This window comes from Ensifer adhaerens (assembly GCF_002007205.1).
GTDB classification, from domain to species: Bacteria; Pseudomonadota; Alphaproteobacteria; order Rhizobiales; family Rhizobiaceae; genus Ensifer; species Ensifer adhaerens_D.
Window position 1 is genome coordinate 83,785 of the sequence record NZ_LAZS01000011.1, and the last position, 15,067, is coordinate 98,851.

Here is a 15,067-nt window from a genome sequence, read left to right on the forward strand (position 1 = left end):
TGAAACGAAAACATAATTCACCCTGGAGAAAATATGGATCTTCTGGCTGCCATGCGTTCGTTCCGACGCGTCATCGAGCTCCAGAGCTTCAGCAAGGCGGCCGAGGAACTCGGACAATCGAACGCCTCGATCAGCAAGCAGATCCGGCACCTGGAAGAACGCCTTGGAGCCGTCCTCATCGTGCGCACCACCCGGCGCATGAGCCTGTCGGAAAACGGACGCGCCTACTTTTCCGAATGCTGCCGGCTTCTCGACGAGCTCGACCATCTGGAACGCACCACCTCGGGCGAAGCCGGCGAGATCAACGGCCGGCTCCGGCTCAATGCGCCCCTCTCCTTCGGATTGACAGTGCTTGCGCCCATGCTCGCGCGCTTCATGACACTTCATCCGCGTTTGAAGGTCGACATGACGCTCGACGACCACGTGCTCGACGTCGTTTCGGAGGGCTTCGATGTTTCCATCCGCGTGCGCGCCGCGTTGACCGATTCGTCGCTGATTGCCCGACGGCTCGGAGACATCGGGCAAATTATCTGCGCCGCCCCAGCCTATCTGGCAGACAACGGCACGCCTGCGACGGTTGCTGATCTCAAGGACCACCATTGCCTCACCTACCGCCTGGCCGACCAGCCCGGCAGTTGGCGGCTGGAAGGACCTGACGGCGCCGTTATGATCGACCTGCCCGCGCGGTTCGTCGCCGACAACAGCCTGATGCTGAGCGAGATGATCCAGGCGGGCATCGGCATTGGCGTACTGCCCTCCTTCATCGCCACGCCGTTGCTTGCCGATGGCAAGCTTCGGCAGATCCTGCCCGGCCACAAGCTTGCCGAGCGCGGCATCTACGCGGTCTATCCCACCAATCGTCTGCTGCTGCCGAAGGTTAAGGTCTTCACCGAATTTCTCGCAAGCGAGATCCGGCAGGCCGGGCTTTAGCGAGCCCGGCCTGCGCCCGTTTCAGAACCGGGTCGTGAGGTTCACACGGAATGTACGCCCCGGCGCCGGAACCGCATTCGCCGCGCCGGTTGCCGCGTCCAGATAGAAGCGATCCGTCAGGTTTTCCACGCTCATCGCCAATTGCACCCAATCGTTGATCTTGTGCTTTGCGTAGAGGTCGACGGTGGTGAATTGTAGAACGGGCGGGCGCCCTCGATGCCGATCGCCTCTTAGTTTCAAAACATGACAAACTTAATCATGTTACATGGGTGACACTCCGACTTTTGGAATGCCACGGCTTTCCAAATTCGTTTGACAGCGGGCGAGGAGGCGAATATTTTGGAAACTACACAGTTTCCTTATTTGGCCTGCCGTTCATTTCGACGCTCGCCGCACCGGTGAAAGGAGCCGGAAAATGAGCCAGCAGTCATTCAGCATCGAAAGTGCCCAACCCGTGGAGACGATGGAGGCGATGCCCGGTATGGAGCCTCAGCGGACGCTGCCGGCCGTGCCGACCGCGGTGACCACAAGTCCGCAGGCGGGTCGCAAGCGTTGGCTGCGCAATCTGCTTTTTGCGTCGGTTGCCATTGCTGCCGTCGCCGGCGCGACTGACTTCGGCTGGGCTTACTGGACGACGGGCCGCTTCGAAGTCTCGACCGACGACGCCTACGTGAAGGCCGACAGCACGACGATCGCCCCGAAGGTCTCGGGCCATATCGCCGAGGTGCTGGTCGCCGACAACCAACAGGTCAAGGCCGGACAGGTTCTCGCCCGCATTGACGACCGCGACTTCAAGGTCAGCCTCGAACAAGCACGGGCCGGCGTAGAAGCCGCCGAAGCCAATATCGCAAACAAGCAATCGGCTCTCGTCGCGCAGCAATCCGTGATCGATTCGGCAAAAGCGACGGTCCAGGCCGACAAGGCCGACCAGACCTTCGCCGAGCAGGACGACAAACGCTATTCGGAACTCGCAAGACAAGGGTTCGGCACCCTGCAGAACGCGCAGCAGGCCGCCTCGCGGATCGCTGCGGCCCGCGCGGCGGTGACCCGCGACACGGCGGCGCTCGCAAGCGCGGTCAAGCAACTCGATGTCATCAAGGCCGAGGTCGCGCAGGCAAAGGCCGCGCTCGACAGCGCCAAAGCTGCCGAGCATCAGGCCGAGCTCAACCTCTCCTACACAGCGCTCGCAGCACCGATCGACGGCGTGATCGGCAACCGCACCTTGCGCGTCGGCCAATATGTGCAAGCCGGAACGCAGCTCATGGCAGTCGTGCCGACCCACGCCGCCTACATCGTCGCCAACTACAAGGAAACGCAGCTCGCCGATGTGGTTCCCGGGCAGACCGTGGCAATCGAGGTGGACACGTTCCCCGGTCAGGTTTTCGAGGGCCACGTCGACAGCATCTCGCCGGCAAGCGGCCAGGAGTTCGCGCTGCTGCCACCCGACAATGCGACGGGCAACTTCACCAAGGTGGTGCAGCGCATTCCCGTAAAGATCGTGCTTAACCGCGACAGTCCGCTGGACGTGGTGCTGCGTCCGGGCATGTCCGTCTACCCGACGATCGACACCAGAACCGCAGGAACAGCGGTTGCCGCCACGTCGGCGCGCATCAACTGAGGGGCGCTCAGGCGCTGGTCTTTGCCCAGCTTGGCAGGAGGATGCGATGTCCACTACCACGATACCCATGGTTTCGCCTGCCGCGCGGAATCCCGCAGCGACGTCACCCGACAAGGCGAGCACGACGGCCTGGATCGCCGTTCTTGCCGGCCTGATCGGCGCCTTCATGGCGATCCTCAACATCCAGATCACCAACGCCTCCCTGCTCGACATCGAAGGCGGCATCGGCACGGGCGTCGACAATGGCGCCTGGATCTCGACGTCCTACCTCATCGGTGAGATCGTCGTGATCCCGCTCACGGACTACTTGAGCCGCGTCTTCTCATTCCGGCGCTATATGCTGACGAACGCCATCCTGTTTCCGCTGTTCTCGGCGGCCTGTGCCTTTGCCCATGATCTCGGATCTATGATCGCATTGCGCGGCCTGCAGGGCTTTGCCGGCGGCGTGCTCATCCCGATGGCCTTCACCATGGTGCTCACCCGGCTGCCCAAGGCACAGCAACCCCTCGGGCTGGCGCTGTTTGCGCTCTCCGTCACCTTCGCCCCGGCCATCGGCCCGACGATCGGCGGCTACCTCACCGAGAATTACGGCTGGCAGTCGATCTTTTTCGTCAACGCTCCGCCAAGCCTGGTGATGGTAATTGCGCTCTATTTCACCCTTGAGAAGAAGCCAATGCAATTGTCGCTGCTCAGGGAGGGCGACTGGGCCGGCATCGTCACCATGGCCATCGGTCTCTCGGCGCTGCAGACCGTTCTTGAGGAAGGCAACAAGGACGACTGGTTCCAGTCACCGTTCATCGTCAAGCTTGCCCTGACGGCGGCCGCATTCCTGATCGCCTTCGTCATCATCGAACTCAAGGTGGAAAAGCCGCTTGTGCAGCTGCGCCTGCTCAAGCAGCGCAATTTTGGGGTCGGGGTTCTCGTCAACGTGCTGGTCGGCGTCGCCCTGTTCGGCACGGTCTACATCCTGCCGCAGTATCTCGGTCAAGTGCAGCGCTACAATGCCGAGCAGATTGGCCTCGTGCTTGCCTGGACCGGATTGCCGCAGCTACTCATCATCCCGCTCGTGCCGGCGCTGATGAAGCGGTTCGACGTGCGCTACATCGGTTTCGTCGGCATCAGCATCTTCGCGGCCAGCTGTTTCATGAACACGACGCTGTCGATCGACAGTGCCGGCGACCAGTTCTTCATCCCGAATATCGTACGCGCCATCGGTCAGGCGCTGGTGCTGACGCCGATCACGGTGATCACCACCGCCGGCATCGCGCCGAGCGACGCGGCTGCCGCCTCTGGCCTGTCGAACATGCTGCGCAATCTCGGTGGCGCCGTCGGCACGGCTACCCTTGCGACGGTGCTGACCAAGCGTGAGCAGTTTCACTCGAACATCATCGGCCAGTCCGTGACGATCTACCGCGATGAGGCCCGCGACCGGATCGGCGACCTGACGCGGCATTTCATGGCGCATGGCGTCACCGATGCCGCCGTCGCACAACACAAGGCGATCGCCGTGATCGGTGCTACGGTTCGCCGACAGGCGCTGATCCTCGGCTTCGGTGATACCTTCGCTGTGATCGGGATCGTGTTGGCGCTCGCCGCCATCGTGCTGCTCTTCACCCGAAAGATCCAGCTTGGCGGCGCCGGCGCGGGTGGCGCCCACTAATTCGAAGATACGTGGAAGGAGGAAGACCCATGCAAGGTTCCAGACCGGATCGTCTCTATCTGGAGGATCTTCACGTCGGACAGCGCTTCACGAGCGCGACGCATACGATCGACGAGGCGCAGATCAAGACTTTTGCCGCGCAGTTCGACCCGCAGCCGTTTCACCTGGACGAGGCGGCCGCCAGGGACACGCTCTTCAAGGGCCTGGCCGCAAGCGGGTGGCACACGGCGGCGATCACGATGCGGCTGAACGTCGAGACCGGATTGCCTTTCGCCGGTGGCCTCATCGGCGCGGGCGGAGACATCAACTGGCCGGCCCCGACGCGACCCGGAGATACCTTGCATGTCGAAAGCGAGGTGGTCGAGATCATACCGTCGCGCTCGAAACCCGACCGCGGCATCGCGGTCGTCGTCAGCCAGACGATCAACCAGCGCAACGAGGTCGTCCAGATCCTCAAGGCGAAACTCGTGGTCGTGCGCAAGCCGGGCTGAAACGGCCGACCGCACTTGGCGATCGTGCGAGGTAACGCCGCGCGACGCGCTCTGGATTTTCTGTCGTCGGGATCGTATTTTCCCAGCAGGCGCCCCGCGCAGCCGGACAGCAGCAATGGAAGGCTGTGCAAGCAAGCCTGCAGATGACAAGAATGATCGATGTTACCGAACAACCGTCCGTTTCTTGAGCGGCCCTTCCATCTTGCTGCCCTCTGGTGTCTTCTTCTGCTCGTCGGGGCCGTGGCTCTCGGCGCCCGTGAGCGACAGTCCCTCGTTGCCGAACTGGAGCAGGAAAGCACCGCGCTCCATGGGCTCGCCTCCCAGCGCGCCGATCAGCACGACGCCCATTTGACGGCGCTTTCGGCCGTGGCGGTTGCGTCCGAAGGGCGTCGGCACGACCTCTTCCTGGATGTCGCACGCACCATCACCCGCTTCTATCCGCGCATCGACGAAGTCCAACTCGTTCCCCTGGAGCCGGGAGCGGAGACGATCGGGACAGCGACGCTCGATGCGGTGACAGCCGAGGGAATTCGCGCGGCGGCCAAAGCCTCCGATGGCCGGATCACGCTTCTGCCGCATCCGCAGCGTCCCGATCACTACATGATGGTCAAACGCAGCCCCAACACCGACGAGGCTCGTTATGGGCTGATGCTCGCGATCGACGCAGGCAAACTGATAGGCGACGGCGGACCGTTTTGGACGCGGCCAAGCACGGCCGTTAGGCTCTCTCTTCCGGACGGGCACAATCTGCTTCAGCGTGCGGCGTTGCCCGATGCCATCCGCTTTTCCAGGCCGCTCAGCAGCGTGTCACAGCCGCTGTTGCTGGAAACCGGTATGGATATTGGTCTTTCCGATATGTTTCCGCCGGTGCAGACCGGCCTGACATTCGTCACCCTCACGCTCGCCTATCTCGCGGGGCTGGCGGCCTTGCGCCAACGGGCGCGGACCCGCGCCGCCGAACAGCAGGCACGGCTGAGCGCGCTCGATTCACGGCTCACACACGCCTCGCGCGTCAATGCGCTCGGGGAAATGGCAAGCGGCATGGCCCACGAACTGACACAGCCCTTGACCGCAATCCTCGCCCAGGCGCAGGCCGGGCGTCGCCTGCTCACCCAGCGGAACCATGCCGCACTCGCCGCCGTGCTCGACGACACCGTGAGCCAGGCACGCCGAGCCTCCGGCATTCTGGAGCGCTTCCGCAACTGGTCGCAGCCGCACGCGACACCCGTGAGCGCCTTTGACCTCCGCCGAGCGCTCGGCAATGTCGAGGCGTTGCTGGAGCAGGACGCCCTGTCGCGGCGCATCCAGCTTGAATTTCATCTTCCGGAAACGCCCGTCTCAGTTGTTGGCGACCCGGTCGAAATCGAGCAGGTCGCCTTTAATCTGGTGCGCAACGCGATGGAAGCGCTCGACGGACATGCAGGCGAAACGCCCCGCGTGACCGTGACTTTAAAGGAAGAGGATGCCTCGGTGGTTTTCGATGTCGCGGACAATGGTCCAGGCATCCCCGAGACCTTGCGCCCGCGCCTTTTTACCCCGTTCGTGACGACGCGGGCGGGCGGCACGGGGCTTGGCCTGGCCCTCAGCCAACGCCTAGTGGAACGCGCCGGCGGCGAGATCGCATTGGTGGCCAGCGATGACGGCGCCACTTTTCGGGTGACCTTGCCCAGGGCGCGAGCCCGACAGGAAGAGACAGCATGACCGTTCCCGTCTATCTCGTCGACGACGACGATGCGGTCCGCCGCGCGCTCGGCCTGCTGCTCTCGACGGTCGGCATCAAGGTTATCCCCTTCGCCGATCCGCAGGCGTTTCTCGGGCAATTGTCGCGCCTTGAGCCGGGTTGCCTGATCCTCGATATCCGCATGCCGGCCATCTCCGGGCTGAAGCTGCAGGAAAAGCTCCGCGAAAGCGGCGTGGACTGGCCGACGATCGTCATCTCCGGCCACGGCGACATCGAGGCCTGCCGGCGCGCCTTCCGCAACGGCGCCATCGACTTTCTCTCCAAACCCATCGACGAGCAGGATCTGATCGACGCGATCCACAAGGGCCAAGAGATGCTGGTGCGCACCATGCAGGCGCGGGCGGAAAAGGCGGAAACGCTTGCCCTCCTGGCAGCGCTCACGCAGCGCGAGCGCGAGGTACTCGAGAGCATCGCCTCAGGTTTCACCACCCGCCAGATCGCCGAAGGGCTCGGCCTGTCGCCGCGAACCGTGGAAAGCCATCGTGCGGCGATCGGCGCCAAGCTTGGCAGCACCTCGCAGGCGGAGATGACCCGCATCTGGCTCGAAGGAATGCAAACTCCGTAGAACTACGGATGGTGAGGGAAGAGCTACGAATACCGACGGGCGGCGAACCGCAATAACCTTTCCATATCAACAGGAAAGGAACCCATTGATGATCCGCAATATCGTGCTTGCAGCAGCCCTCCTCGCTCCCGTCGCCGCCACCGCCCAGGAGCTTCCGACCGCCGCCTACCTGCCGCTCGAGATGGCCGTCAAGGCTGCTGACGCTGCGCTGAAGGCATGCGCGGCCGAAGGTCACAATGTCAGCGTCGCAGTCGTTGCACGTGACGGTTCGACCAAGGTGGTGTTGAAGGCCGACAATTCCGGCCCGCACACCGGCAACAGCGCCCAGGGCAAGGCCTTCACCTCGGCGGCCATGGGCCGCGACACGGCTGGCCTCGGCGAGTTCATCGCTTCCAAGCCCGCCAACGAAGGCCTCCGCAACATGGATGCACGCATGGTGATCCAGGCCGGCGGCGTGCCGATCAAGTTCGGCAAGGCGCTCGTCGGTGGCATCGGTGTCGGCGGCGCGCCGTCGGGCGACGTCGATGCAAATTGCGCAAACGCCGGCCTTGCCGCGATCGGCGCGAAGTAATTCGCTCCGAGGGAGGCTCCCGCCCTTGAAAAGCCGGCGAGCCTCTCCATTTAAAGGCCACTACCCGTTTCGAGAGCTCTCAGTCGTCCGCGCCTTAGGCGTGCGATGGCGGCACTCCGGGTTAAAACAGGGCGCTCCCCGGCAAGGGTCGAGTGCCCTGTTTGCTTTTGGCCGGTCGAGGCGGCCAGTGCTTCGCCGCAGGCGCAGCGGACACCTGCCAGCCGGACGATTTCACCACGTCTTGCTGAGCTTGAGCGTGACCGTGCGCGCATCGCCATATCCGCAGACGAGCAGGCCGCTGCAACCGCTGACATAGTCCTTGTCGAACAGGTTGGTGACGTTGAGGGCGGCACCCCAGCCGTCCTTTTCGTAGCGCAGAGCGGCGTCGAAAACCGTCGATGCCGGTACTTTCGCCGTGTTGTCCTTGTCCGCCCAGCTCTCGCCGCGGTAGCGCACGCCGGCGCCAAGGCTGACGCCTTCGAGCGCCCCCTGCTGCACGGTGTAGTCGAGCCACAGCGAGGCCTGTGCGTCGGGCACGAGATAGGGCGACTTGCCGATGAGCGCCCGGTTTGCGTCCTCGGTCACCTCGATATCCATGAAGTCGAGGCCCGCGATCAGCTTCCAGCTTTCGTCGAGATTGACCTTGCCCTCGAACTCGATGCCGCGGGAACGTACCTCGCCCGTCTGGGTGGAGATGCTGGTCCCTGGATCGGTGACGAGCGCATTGCGTTTGGTCAGCTGGTAGACGGACGCCGTGAGCACTCCATCGAAGAAGGTCGGTTCGTACTTGATCCCGGCCTCGAACTGCTCGCCCTCCTCCGGCTTGGTGTTGCCGGTTGCCGTCACCGCGACGACAGGATTGAAGAAGGTCGCGACGCTGACGTAAGGGGTCAGGCCGTTGTCGAATTCATAGGCAAGTCCGGCGCGGCCGCTGAGGGCACCTTCGCTATAGTCGAAGCTCGAATTCTGGGTCGGCACCCAGAAGGTTGGCCCGTTGTCGGTCCTGGTATCGACATAGTCGTAGCGGCCGTTGAGCGTGACGAGCCAGCCGTCGCCGAAGCGGACCTGATCCTGTGCGTAAACGCCTAGCTGCTGCTGCGTGATCACCTGGTTGATGTAGATGTTGTTGGCGGGTTGCGGCGCGCCATAGACCGGATCGGTGGCGCTGATCGGAGTGCCCGCCGACGACGCCTGGACGTGGTCCAGCCGGAAGAACTTGTAGTCGAGACCAACGAGCAGCCTATGTTCGAGCGCTCCCGTCTCGAACTCGCCTTCGAGGCGGTTGTCCACGGCGAAGGTATCCACCTTCGACGTCGCCTCGAAGCCGAGGCGATAGAGCTTGTTGTCCGGAGTTGCTGGCTTGGTCGAAACCGGAAAAGGAAGGCTCGGATCGTAATAGCCATAGGTATACGGGCCGTTCTCATGCTTGTAGAGATGGCCATAGCGCAGGTTCTGGCTGAACTGCCAGCCACTGTCGAACTCGTGCTTGAATTCGTAGCCGAGCATCTGCTGCACATAGGTGCCGGTATCGATGTCGGGTTCGCCGAAGAAAGCCTTGCGATCGATCTTGCCGAAGGGTGCATCGACGACCGTGCCGTCATAGGGCAGGAAGCCGCCGCCGGTATGGACCTGGTCGAGACCCTGCAGCAATCCGTAGACGGTCAGGCTGGTCGCATCGTCGGGCTGATAGGTGATCTGCGGCAGGAGGAAGCCGCGCAGGTCCTCCGAATGATCGGTGTAATTGTTGCCGCCGGACACCTTGCCGGTAACGCGGTAGTTGATCGCATCGTCCAGCGGCCGGTTGACGTCGATGCCGAGGAAGGCATTGCCGTTGTTGTTGATGCCGGTCTCGACATAGGTGGAGCTCTCCTCCTGCGGCCGCTTGCTGATCAGGCTGACGATGCCGCCCGGATTGGCGCCGCCATAGAGCACCGAGGCCGGACCTTTCAGCACCTCGACGCGCTCCAGCATGAAGGGATCGATCTGGAAGCCGCCGAAGCCGTAGGAAAAGAGGTTCAGGCCATCGAGGAAGACGCCCGTCTGCGTGGCGTCGAAACCGCGGATGTAGAACCAGTCGGTATCCGGATCGACACCGAAGGGCTCGGCCATCACGCCCGGCGTGTAGCGTAGCGCTTCGTCGACCTTGTTGACGACGCCGCGGTCGTCAAGCTCCTCGCGCCCGACGACGGAAACGCTCTGCGGGATTTCCGCGATCGCGGTTGCGGATTTCGAGCCGGTCGTCGTCGCCTTGGCGACATAGCCGTCGACCGGCCCGGTTGCATCATTCTCAGCCCTGGTGCCGGTCGCCTCGATCGTTTCCAGCCGCGTCGCGGGCGCATCCTGCGCTATCGCCGCGCTGGCGGCCAAGACCGCAATGCCGGCGACCCCGCCTGCCAGCCATTCCGTCAACCGTACTGCCTTGCCTTTTGCCTTCATCTGTCCGCCGTCTCACGCCGATCCACCGCGGGCCTTCCAGGCGGCGCGGTCTATACCCTCTAATAAGATGAGTATTTATATCAACTATTCAGGCAACTCTTGTCGCGATCAGCGGGAATTGAACGTTTCTGGGCTATTTGCAGCGAACAACTGCTCGTCGGCGTGGGACTTGCTCAGCTCAATCGACTGCGCTTCCACGAGGCCGGCGTCGCGCCCACGACCTTGCGAAAGACCCGGGTGAAGTGTGCCTGGTCGGAGAACCCGGTTTCGGCCGCAACTGTCGTCAACGATGCCTCGTTCTTCAGCAACAGCTGCTTGGCTCGCTCGATCCGGGCATTGGTCTGCCACTGGTGCGGCGCCATGCCGGTCGAAGCCTTGAAGGCGTGGCTGAAATGCGACTGCGACAGTCCGGCAAGGGACGCCAGCTCCTCCAGCCGGATGTTGCGGCCCCAGTTTTCGTCGATGTAGTCGACGGCGCGGCGAAGTTGCCAGGCGGCGAGCGGGCTGCGTCTGCGGGCATCTGAACGGTTGAGCTTCATCAGGTCGATGAACAGCGCGACCGTCAGCCCATCGCCGTAGAGATCGTGCAAGGGCTGCGGATTGAGGCACTCGGCGGCAATCAGCTGTGCGAGCTGCAGAAAGCGCTCGTCGTAAAACATCAGCCGCGGCGTATCGCAGCGGCCCGCGTCGAGATCCTCCGCCAGCCGCCGGCTCAGAATCTCGAGGTTGAAATGCAGGTCGAGGTGGCGGATGTGGCTGACGTCGACCATATCGGCCCAGATTTCCATGCCCGCCGGAATATAGGAAAGCGCCTGCTGGCGCGCGTTCTGCACCGCACCGCGTCCATCGGGCGAAAGCCTGACATTGCAGCGGCTGCCGCCCTGGGCGTCGAGTACGATGAACATGCGCGGATCATCGGAGAGGTAGTGGCCGCCTGCCCTCGCCTCGCATTCGACATCCCAGACATCGGCGATGATCCCGTTCCATTCCCGCCGGTGCAGGCCGCCGATAACCTTGAACCCGGAAATCTTGTTCTGCATCCGCGGTTGAAACGACATCGAGGCGTATCCAATGCTCTAAGGGACGAGGCGACGCCTCCGGTTAATTCCTTCTTCTATTACTCATCTTTAATGTTCTGCGGAAGCCCCAACGACGCGACGGATCAGCGGGCACAAGTGGATTTTTACGCGACCCGCCGCCGATAGACGAGCCACGCGCCGCCCGCGCTCATGACCGCGAGCGCAAACCAGGTCAGGGCATAGACGAGGTGGCTGTTGCGGAAGCGGACGACCGTGAGGCCGCCGATCGGCAGACCGCCAGCGTTTAGTGTCGCGTCCGCATCGATAAAATAGGGCGCGACATCCGTCAGCCCTTTTGCGGTCGCGATCGCATCGACGTCACGGGAGAACCAGCGATCGCCGCCCGGATCGTTGGAACGAAGAAAGGCGCCACCCGGTTCACTGATGCGCAAAAGCCCGGTGATCCCAGTTCTCCCGGGCATTTCGCCGTTCGCGCGCGCCACCCGATCGCGCCGGTCGGCGGGCACGAAACCGCGATTGACAAGAACCGTCGTGCCGTTTTCGAGGCGCATCGGCGTCAGGACCCAGAACCCGGGCCCCCGTTCGGTTACTGCCTGTACCAGCACCGATTTGTCATGGTTGAAGGTACCCGTCGCACTGACGCGGCGGTATTCGTCCTTCCCTTGGGTAATGCCCTGCCAGTCCGGCCGCGGCGGGGCCGGGACTGCGTCGGCATGCACGCGCGCATCGACGCGGGCGATGAGGTCGAGCTTCCAGAAGAGCCGCTGGACCTGCCATGTCCCGAGCGCCACAAACACGATGCCGAGAAACACGAGCGCGCCGGTCAGCAGGAACCGGGCGCGGGAGGATGCTCTCGCGCCCTCCCCTTTCACGTCATGGCCAGCGGTCATTTCGCTTCTGCCCGCCCCTGATCAGGGCATGTTCTTCATCATCTCATGGGTCATCGGCATCATGTTGGTATTGAGGTGATGCATGACCCAGAGCGAACCGGCGAGCGCGATGCCGACGATGATGATCGTGAAGATCAGCGCCATCAGCGTCCAGCCGCCTTCGGAGCGGGCGTTCATGTGAAGGAAATAGATCACGTGCACGACGATCTGCACGACGCCGATGCCCATGACGAGCACGGCGGTCAGCAACTTGCTGTCGAGCACGCCGCTCATGACCAGCCAGAAAGGAATGGCCGTCAGGATCACCGACAGGATGAAGCCCGTCATGTAGCTCTTGAACGAACCGTGGCCGGCAGCGTCGCCCGGATGGCTGTGCGCGTGGTGGGGCTCGAACGCGCTTTCGTGGCCAGGATGCTGCGAACTCATCCGAGTACTCCCAACAGATAGACGAAGGAGAAGACGCCGATCCAGATGACGTCGAGGAAGTGCCAGAACATGGAGAGGCACATCAGGCGGCGGCGGTTTTCCGGGTTCAATCCATGTTTGCTGACCTGCACCATCAGCGTGATCAGCCAGATGATGCCGAAGGTGACGTGCAGGCCGTGGGTGCCGACCAGCGTGAAGAACGAGGACAGGAAGGCCGAACGCGTCGGGCCGGCGCCCTCGTGGATCAGGTGGTAGAACTCGTAGAGCTCAAGCGTGAGGAAGATCGCACCGAACACGCCGGTGACGCCCAGCCAGAACAGCGTCTCCATCTTGGCGTTGCGCTCCATCTGGAGCATGGCAAAGCCGTAGGTGATGGACGAGAACAACAGCATCGCCGTGTTGATCGCGATCAGATTGAGGTCGAACAGGTCGGCCGGTGCGGGGCCCGCCGCATAGTTGCGCCCGACGACGCCGTGCGTGGCGAAGAGGACGGCGAAGATCAGGCAGTCGCTCATCAGGTAGAGCCAGAAGCCCAGCATTGTGCTGTGCTCCGGGTGATGCTCTTCCTTCAGGTAGAACTGCGGCTTTTCCGTTTCTTGGACTTGGGTTTGGCTCATCGTCTCAGGTCCGTTTCGCAAGCAGCTTTGAGCGGGCATCTTCGGTTGCCGCGACGGTTTCCGCGGGGATGAAGAAATCACGGTTGTAGTTGAAGGTATGGCCGATGGAGACGGCGATGAGGGCGATGAAGGATACCGCCGCCAGCCACCAGATGTACCAGATCAACGCGAAGGCGAGCACGACGCTGAGGCCGGAGAGGATGACGCCCGTACCGGTGTTCTTCGGCATGTGGATCGGCTTGAAGCCTTCGAGCGGACGCTCGTAACCCCGGTTTTTCATGTCGTACCAGCTGTCGTGGTCGTGAACGACGGGCGTGAATGCGAAGTTGTAATCCGGCGGCGGCGACGAGGTCGACCATTCCAGTGTTCGGCCATCCCAGGCATCGCCCGACGTTTCGCGCAGCTGGTCTCGGCGCAGGAAGCTGACGACAAGCTGGATGATGAAGGACGCGATGCCAAGCGCAATCAGGACGGCGCCGAAGGCGGCGATGATGAACCAGATCTGCAGCGACGGATCCTCGAACTGGCTGACGCGGCGGGTGACGCCCATCAGGCCGAGCACGTAGAGCGGCATGAACGCGAAGAAGAAGCCGATCTGCCAGAACCAGAAGCTCATCTTGCCCCAGAAGGGATCGAGCTTGTAGCCGAAGGCCTTCGGCCACCAGTAGACGAGGCCTGCCATCAGTCCGAACAGCACGCCGCCGATGATGACGTTGTGGAAGTGGGCGATCAGGAACAGCGAGTTGTGCAGCACGAAGTCGGCCGGCGGGATCGCCAGCATGACACCGGTCATGCCGCCGATGACGAAGGTGATCATGAAGCCGATCGTCCAGAGCATCGGCAACTCATAGCGGATGCGGCCGCGATACATGGTGAACAGCCAGTTGAACATCTTCGCGCCGGTCGGGATCGAGATGATCATCGTGGTGATGCCGAAGAAGGCGTTCACCGAGGCGCCCGAACCCATAGTGAAGAAGTGGTGCAGCCACACCAGGTAGGAGAGGATCATGATCACGCAGGTGGCGTAGACCATCGAGGTGTAGCCGAACAGGCGCTTGCCGCAGAAGGTCGCCACCACTTCGGAAAAGATGCCGAAAGCCGGCAGCACGAGGATGTAGACTTCCGGATGGCCCCAGATCCAGATGAGGTTGATGTACATCATCGGATTGCCACCAAGGTCATTGGTGAAGAAGTTGAAGCCGAGGTAGCGGTCGAGCGAGAGCAGCGCGAGGGTTGCCGTCAGGATCGGGAAGGTTGCGACGATCAGGATGTTGGTGCAGAGCGACGTCCAGGTGAAGACCGGCATCTTCATGAAGGTCATGCCCGGAGCGCGCATCTTGACGATGGTGGCGATCAGGTTGATGCCGGATAACGTCGTCCCGACGCCCGCCACCTGTAGCCCCCAGATGTAATAGTCGACGCCGACGCCTGGGCTGTAGTCCGCGCCCGAAAGCGGCGGATAGGCGAGCCAGCCGGTGCGCGCGAATTCACCGACGAACAGCGACATCATGATGATGATCGCACCGCCCGTCGTCATCCAGAACGAGAAGTTGTTGAGGAACGGAAACGAGACGTCGCGCGCGCCGATCTGCAGCGGCACGACATAGTTCATGAAGCCGGTGACGAAAGGCATGGCCACGAAGAAGATCATGATCACGCCATGCGCCGTGAAGATCTGGTCGTAGTGGTGCGGGTTGAGGTAACCCTCGTTGCCGTTGAAGGCGATCGCCTGCTGCAGGCGCATCATGATCGCGTCGGCAAAGCCGCGCAGAAGCATGACGATCGCCAGGATGATGTACATGATGCCGATCTTCTTGTGATCGACCGACGTGAACCACTCGTGCCAGAGATAGCCCCAGAGCTTGTACTTCGTGATCAGCGCGAGGATCGCCAGGCCGCCCACGGCCACGGCCGCGAAGGTCACGACGAGGATCGGTTCGTGATAGGGGATCGCTTCCCAGGTAAGCCGCCCGAAGATGAATTGCGTGAGGCTGGTGTCACCAAACATGGGTCTTCCAATATGTCTCGAATTGCGGCCCGAAGGGCCCTGGCGCTCGCTGGAGCAATGCCGGCGAGCGCGCG

At 62.7% G+C, this 15,067-nt stretch carries 14 protein-coding genes; 7 read left to right on the forward strand and 7 right to left on the reverse strand.

The features are described from left to right. Positions 1-33: 33 nt before the first annotated feature. The 4 genes from XB14_RS24045 (at position 34) to XB14_RS24060 (ending at position 4,699) form a co-directional block, all read left to right on the forward strand. Positions 34-930 (forward strand): LysR family transcriptional regulator, encoded by an 897-nt coding sequence (locus XB14_RS24045; RefSeq protein ID WP_077965010.1) that lies wholly within the window; start codon positions 34-36, stop codon positions 928-930. Positions 931-1,345: 415 nt separating this feature from the next. Next, on the forward strand, positions 1,346-2,548 hold the full coding sequence (locus tag XB14_RS24050; RefSeq protein WP_077965012.1) for an HlyD family secretion protein: 1,203 nt from the start codon (positions 1,346-1,348) through the stop codon (positions 2,546-2,548). Between the two features lie 67 nt (positions 2,549-2,615). After that, entirely contained in the window at positions 2,616-4,208 is a 1,593-nt protein-coding gene (locus XB14_RS24055; protein ID WP_077965017.1) for a DHA2 family efflux MFS transporter permease subunit, read from the forward strand. A gap of 29 nt (positions 4,209-4,237) precedes the next feature. Next, positions 4,238-4,699 carry a MaoC family dehydratase gene (locus XB14_RS24060; RefSeq protein ID WP_077965020.1) on the forward strand — a complete coding sequence of 154 codons (462 nt, stop codon included), beginning with the start codon at positions 4,238-4,240 and terminating at the stop codon, positions 4,697-4,699. A gap of 162 nt (positions 4,700-4,861) precedes the next feature. On the opposite strand, the gene XB14_RS33615 is transcribed toward XB14_RS24060, so the two are convergent. After that, a complete protein-coding gene (locus tag XB14_RS33615; protein WP_234804134.1) occupies positions 4,862-5,047 on the reverse strand; it encodes a hypothetical protein in 186 nt (61 codons plus the stop codon). On the opposite strand from XB14_RS33615, the gene XB14_RS24065 reads away from it, so the two are divergent. The 3 genes from XB14_RS24065 to XB14_RS24075 all read left to right on the forward strand — a co-directional run bounded on the left by XB14_RS24065 (position 5,048) and on the right by XB14_RS24075 (position 7,576). Further along, positions 5,048-6,400: a sensor histidine kinase gene (locus tag XB14_RS24065; RefSeq protein WP_234804135.1), complete on the forward strand. Its 1,353-nt coding sequence runs from the start codon at positions 5,048-5,050 to the stop codon at positions 6,398-6,400. Then, on the forward strand, positions 6,397-7,005 hold the full coding sequence (locus tag XB14_RS24070; protein ID WP_077965029.1) for a response regulator transcription factor: 609 nt from the start codon (positions 6,397-6,399) through the stop codon (positions 7,003-7,005). The genes XB14_RS24065 and XB14_RS24070 overlap by 4 nt, the downstream gene beginning before the upstream one ends. A gap of 88 nt (positions 7,006-7,093) precedes the next feature. Then, positions 7,094-7,576 carry a GlcG/HbpS family heme-binding protein gene (locus XB14_RS24075; protein ID WP_077965030.1) on the forward strand — a complete coding sequence of 161 codons (483 nt, stop codon included), beginning with the start codon at positions 7,094-7,096 and terminating at the stop codon, positions 7,574-7,576. A 231-nt stretch (positions 7,577-7,807) separates the two neighbouring features. Here the strand turns inward: XB14_RS24075 and XB14_RS24080 are convergent, their stop codons facing one another. The 6 genes from XB14_RS24080 to cyoB form a co-directional block, all read right to left on the reverse strand. Further along, positions 7,808-10,012, reverse strand: a complete 2,205-nt coding sequence (locus tag XB14_RS24080) for a TonB-dependent siderophore receptor (protein WP_077965031.1) — start codon at positions 10,010-10,012, stop codon at positions 7,808-7,810. Positions 10,013-10,185: 173 nt separating this feature from the next. Then, positions 10,186-11,070: an AraC family transcriptional regulator gene (locus XB14_RS24085; RefSeq protein ID WP_077965032.1), complete on the reverse strand. Its 885-nt coding sequence runs from the start codon at positions 11,068-11,070 to the stop codon at positions 10,186-10,188. 125 nt (positions 11,071-11,195) lie between these two features. Further along, on the reverse strand, positions 11,196-11,942 hold the full coding sequence (locus tag XB14_RS24090) for an SURF1 family protein (RefSeq protein WP_077965033.1): 747 nt from the start codon (positions 11,940-11,942) through the stop codon (positions 11,196-11,198). Between the two features lie 21 nt (positions 11,943-11,963). Beyond that, complete coding sequence (gene cyoD / locus XB14_RS24095; RefSeq protein WP_077965034.1) at positions 11,964-12,368, reverse strand: cytochrome o ubiquinol oxidase subunit IV; 405 nt, start codon at positions 12,366-12,368, stop codon at positions 11,964-11,966. Continuing rightward, positions 12,365-12,985 carry a cytochrome o ubiquinol oxidase subunit III gene (cyoC, locus tag XB14_RS24100; RefSeq protein WP_077965035.1) on the reverse strand — a complete coding sequence of 207 codons (621 nt, stop codon included), beginning with the start codon at positions 12,983-12,985 and terminating at the stop codon, positions 12,365-12,367. The genes cyoD and cyoC overlap by 4 nt, the downstream gene beginning before the upstream one ends. A 4-nt stretch (positions 12,986-12,989) precedes the next feature. Next, positions 12,990-14,993, reverse strand: coding sequence for a cytochrome o ubiquinol oxidase subunit I (gene cyoB, locus XB14_RS24105; protein ID WP_077965042.1), 2,004 nt, complete (start codon positions 14,991-14,993; stop codon positions 12,990-12,992). Between the last annotated feature and the right edge of the window lie 74 nt (positions 14,994-15,067).

Bases quoted from the DNA above. Each gene is read 5' to 3' on its own strand.
- XB14_RS24085 (WP_077965032.1), bottom strand. From the start codon at position 11,070: ATGTCGTTTCAACCGCGGATGCAGAACAAGATTTCCGGGTTCAAGGTT.
- cyoC (WP_077965035.1), bottom strand. From the start codon at position 12,985: ATGAGCCAAACCCAAGTCCAAGAAACGGAAAAGCCGCAGTTCTACCTG.
- XB14_RS24055 (WP_077965017.1), top strand. From the start codon at position 2,616: ATGGTTTCGCCTGCCGCGCGGAATCCCGCAGCGACGTCACCCGACAAG.
- XB14_RS24090 (WP_077965033.1), bottom strand. From the start codon at position 11,942: ATGACCGCTGGCCATGACGTGAAAGGGGAGGGCGCGAGAGCATCCTCC.
- cyoB (WP_077965042.1), bottom strand. From the start codon at position 14,993: ATGTTTGGTGACACCAGCCTCACGCAATTCATCTTCGGGCGGCTTACC.
- XB14_RS24070 (WP_077965029.1), top strand. From the start codon at position 6,397: ATGACCGTTCCCGTCTATCTCGTCGACGACGACGATGCGGTCCGCCGC.
- cyoD (WP_077965034.1), bottom strand. From the start codon at position 12,368: ATGAGTTCGCAGCATCCTGGCCACGAAAGCGCGTTCGAGCCCCACCAC.
- XB14_RS33615 (WP_234804134.1), bottom strand. From the start codon at position 5,047: ATGGGCGTCGTGCTGATCGGCGCGCTGGGAGGCGAGCCCATGGAGCGC.
- XB14_RS24060 (WP_077965020.1), top strand. From the start codon at position 4,238: ATGCAAGGTTCCAGACCGGATCGTCTCTATCTGGAGGATCTTCACGTC.
- XB14_RS24045 (WP_077965010.1), top strand. From the start codon at position 34: ATGGATCTTCTGGCTGCCATGCGTTCGTTCCGACGCGTCATCGAGCTC.
- XB14_RS24080 (WP_077965031.1), bottom strand. From the start codon at position 10,012: ATGAAGGCAAAAGGCAAGGCAGTACGGTTGACGGAATGGCTGGCAGGC.
- XB14_RS24075 (WP_077965030.1), top strand. From the start codon at position 7,094: ATGATCCGCAATATCGTGCTTGCAGCAGCCCTCCTCGCTCCCGTCGCC.
- XB14_RS24050 (WP_077965012.1), top strand. From the start codon at position 1,346: ATGAGCCAGCAGTCATTCAGCATCGAAAGTGCCCAACCCGTGGAGACG.